Raw genomic sequence first — 3512 nt, forward strand, 5'->3', positions numbered from 1 at the left:
GACGCAGAAAGCGTTTCCCGCCGGGTCTTCCATGACTACCCAGCGGAAGTTCTCGCCGATCGAGTGCCTGCCGGTCTCCGTCGCGCCTGCAGCGGCGAGCCGAGCCACCTCCGCGTCGACATCGGCGGCACTGAAATCCAAGTGCACGCGGTTCTTGCCGGGTGTGGGATCCGGGACCCGCTGAAAGCCCAGACGTGGACCGTCCGCGCGGGCGACGACGACGAACTCGCCCGGCATCAGCTCCTGCATTTCGCCGTCGAACTGCGCGGCCCACCACGCCGCAAGCTCGCTCGGGTCCGTGCAATCGAACGTCACCATCTCCACATTGAGTGCCATGTGCCGACTCTATCTAGTCGGGCGATAGAAAGGCTTGCAGCGCTGTCGAATACGCCCCGACGTCGTCGGCGCCCATCAGCTCGCGCGCCGAATGCATTGCCAGCTGCGCCGCGCCGACGTCGACCGTCGGAATTCCGGTGCGTGCCGATGTCATCGGGCCGATCGTCGAGCCGCACGGAATGTCTGCGCGATGCTCGTACCGTTGCAGCGGCACTTGTGCCTGTGCGCACGCCAGCGCAAAGACCGCCGCCGAACGGCCGTCGGTGGCGTAGCGCAGGTTCGGGTGAACCTTCAGCACCGGCCCCGCATTCACCTCGATGAGATGTCCTGGCTCGTGACGGTCGACGTAGTTCGGGTGCGTCGCATGTGCCATGTCGCCAGACGCTACCACCGAGCTCGGCAACCGCCGCAGGTAATCCTCGCGACTCCCCTGTTCCGCCAACACAATTCGTTCAAGCACGGTGGTCAGTAGATTCGACTGCGCGCCATGGTCCGATGTCGACCCCACCTCCTCGTGGTCGAACAGCGCGAGCACCGGGACATAGTCGCCGGGCTCAGCGCCGACCAATGCCTCCAGTCCCGCGTAACAGGTGGCCTGGTTGTCCAGCCGCGGTGCGCTGAGCAGGTCGCGATCAGCACCGATCACCCGCGACGGCGCAACGTCGTGGGTCATCAGGTCGGCGCCGAGCACGTCGTCGACGTCCACTCCCGCCTGCTCCGCGACATACCGCAGAAACGATCGCGGGCCGTCACCGGTGCCCCACACGGCGTTGACGTGCTTCTGCGGGTCGAGTTTGACCACCTTGCGATCCTCGGCGAGGTGAATGGCCAGCTGAGGGACCCGCAGCACGGGCGTGACGACGCGCACCAGCCGCTCGCGCACCGCGCCGCCTTCGCGCACCGACAGCCTGCCGCTGATGCCCAGGTCGCGGTCGAGCCAGGAATTCAGCCACACTCCGCCGTAGGGCTGCAACGCGACCACGCGCCATCCCGCGATGAATCGATCGGGATGCTGCTTGACCCTCAGGTTGGGACTGTCCGTGTGACCGCCGACGACGCGGAACGGCCGGTCGGGCGGTCCGCTCGAATCCCACGCGACGATCGAACCCGCGCGCACGGTGAAGAACCGGCCGCCCGCGGGCCAGGCGTCCGACTCGGCCAGCTCGGTCCATCCCGCGGCTGTGAGGCGCTGGGCGACGGTGGCGCAGACGTGGTACGGCGACGGCGACGCGTCGATGAACTCACACAGGCCGGTCGCGCTCGCTTGCGACATGTTTCCCATCCTTGCTGACCGCGGATTCGGTGCGGACTAGGGTCATTCTCGTGCTCCCGGCCCAGCCGCAACCCGTTCTGGGGCTCTTGACGCCCGCGGCTATCTTCCTCGTCGCCACCGTCGATGATGGCGGTGAGGCAACCGTTCACGACGCTCTGGGGGACCTTTCCGGATTGATCCGTGCCATCGGCTTCCGCGACCCGACCAAGCATTTGTCCCTCGTCACGTCCATCGGTTTTCAGGCATGGGACCGGCTGTTCTCCGGACCGCGCCCCGCTGAGCTACACCCGTTCGAAGAGTTGAACGGGCCGCGGCACGTCGCACCGGCCACACCGGGTGATCTGCTGTTTCACATTCGAGCCGAGAGCATGGACGTGTGCTTCGAGCTGGCGGGCAGGATCGTTGACGCGATGGCGGGCGCCATCACCGTCGTCGACGAAGTGCACGGCTTCCGGTTCTTCGACAATCGCGATCTGCTGGGCTTCGTGGACGGCACAGAGAACCCCGATGGCCGGCTGGCCGAGGCGTCGGTGTTCGTCGGCGATGAGGACGCCGACTTCGAGGGCGGCAGTTATGTCATCGTGCAGAAGTACGTCCACGACATGGCGTCGTGGAATTCGCTTTCGGTCACCGAGCAGGAGCACGTCATCGGCCGGACGAAGCTCGACGACATCGAGATGGACGACGACGTGAAGCCGGCGAATTCGCACATCGCGCTGAACGTGATCACCGACGACGACGGAACCGAACGCAAGATCGTTCGGCACAACATGCCGTTCGGCGAAGTGGGCAAGGCTGAATTCGGTACGTACTTTATCGGCTACGCCGCGACGCCGGATGTCACGGAGACGATGCTGCGGAACATGTTTCTGGGCGATCCGCCCGGAAACACCGACCGCATCCTGGATTTCTCGACCGCGGTCACCGGTGGGCTTTTCTTCAGCCCGACCGCCGACTTTCTCGACGATCCCCCGGATCTGGCGTCTGCGATGGATGAGCCGGCACCGGCCGTCGTGACGACATCCACCAACGGCTCACTGGGAATTGGCAGCTTGAAAGGAAGCCCCTGATGAACAACCTGTACCGGGAACTGGCGCCGATCACCAAACTCGCTTGGGCCGAAATCGAAGAGGAAGCCACGCGAACGTTCAAGCGTCACATCGCCGGCCGACGCGTCGTTGACGTCAGCGACCCGGGCGGACCTGTGACAGCGGCCATCAGCACCGGTCACCTGCTCGATGCGGAGCCACCGACCAGCGGGGTGGTGGCTCACCTGCGCGAGAGCAAACCGCTTGTGCGGCTGCGTGTTCCGTTCACCCTGCAACGCTCGGACATCGACGACGTCGAACGCGGCTCGCAAGACTCCGACTGGGACCCGGTGAAGGACGCGGCCAAGAAGCTCGCGTTCGTGGAGGACAGGGCGATCTTCGAGGGCTATGCCGCGGCCAGCATCGAGGGGATCCGGCAATCCACGTCGAATCCCGTGCTGAGCTTGCCCGACGATGTCCGTGAGATGCCGGACGTGATCAGCCAAGCCCTATCGGAATTGCGCCTCGCGGGTGTGGACGGCCCGTACGCGGTGCTGTTGTCAGCCGACGTCTACACCGCGGTGAGTGAGACGACCGAGCACGGCTACCCGATCCGCGAACACCTCAACAGGCTCGTCGACGGCGACATCATCTGGGCACCGGCGATTGACGGTGCGTTCGTGTTGACCACCCGCGGAGGAGATTTCGACCTGCAGCTGGGCACCGACGTCGCGATCGGGTATACCAGCCACGACGCGGACACTGTGGAGTTGTACATGCAGGAGACGTTGACGTTCCTCGTGTACACCGCGGAGGCCTCAGTCGCCCTGACCCCCCGCTAGTCCCCCTTCTTGCCGCGAGCGTGCGGGTCTGTT

At 65.4% G+C, this 3512-nt stretch carries 4 protein-coding genes; 2 read left to right on the forward strand and 2 right to left on the reverse strand.

Features of this window, described 5'->3' with window-relative positions; genetic code table 11:
• Together QOH60_RS28280 and QOH60_RS28285 are read right to left on the reverse strand one after the other, a co-directional pair.
• Positions 1-336: VOC family protein (locus QOH60_RS28280; RefSeq protein WP_526425206.1), on the reverse strand; the 336-nt coding region annotated here is incomplete at its 3' end.
• Positions 337-349: 13 nt separating this feature from the next.
• Positions 350-1609, reverse strand: a complete 1260-nt coding sequence (locus QOH60_RS28285; protein ID WP_526425207.1) for a M18 family aminopeptidase — start codon at positions 1607-1609, stop codon at positions 350-352.
• A gap of 50 nt (positions 1610-1659) precedes the next feature.
• On the opposite strand from QOH60_RS28285, the gene QOH60_RS28290 reads away from it, so the two are divergent.
• Together QOH60_RS28290 and QOH60_RS28295 are read left to right on the forward strand one after the other, a co-directional pair.
• On the forward strand, positions 1660-2679 hold the full coding sequence (locus QOH60_RS28290) for a Dyp-type peroxidase (RefSeq protein WP_526425208.1): 1020 nt from the start codon (positions 1660-1662) through the stop codon (positions 2677-2679).
• Entirely contained in the window at positions 2679-3479 is an 801-nt protein-coding gene (locus tag QOH60_RS28295) for a family 1 encapsulin nanocompartment shell protein (protein WP_526425209.1), read from the forward strand. Before QOH60_RS28290 ends, QOH60_RS28295 begins: the two co-directional genes overlap by 1 nt.
• Positions 3480-3512 lie beyond the last annotated feature (33 nt).

It is taken from the genome of Mycobacterium sp., from assembly GCF_032159765.1.
GTDB lineage: Bacteria > Actinomycetota > Actinomycetes > Mycobacteriales > Mycobacteriaceae > Mycobacterium.